We start from the raw sequence: 259 nt of genomic DNA on the forward strand, positions 1-259 counted from the left end.
GTTCTGTTCGGCGGACGCCTGGGCACGTACAAGTACCTTGACATGCACATGGCCATCGGCGCTGCACTGAGCATGTTCGACAACAAGATCCGGCCGCACTTTGAAAGCGGCGTAAAGCTGGAAAGCGGAGGCGTAGAAGCATGACCATTGTTCAAGAGTCCACAGGTGATCTCAGCGTGTCCGCTGCGGATGCCTGGCAGACGGTTCACCGTGTAGTTTTTCCTACCGACGGTGATACGGACACGCTTCCCTTGTACCT

General features: G+C 56.4%; 1 pseudogene. It reads left to right on the top strand.

Going from position 1 to position 259, the window contains the following annotated elements:
- Window positions 1–144, top strand: a pseudogene (locus AC5RWX_RS34645) (UDP-galactopyranose mutase); the annotation flags it as partial.
- Between the last annotated feature and the right edge of the window lie 115 nt (window positions 145–259).

It is taken from the genome of Arthrobacter sp. SPT-J7 (assembly GCF_059089965.1).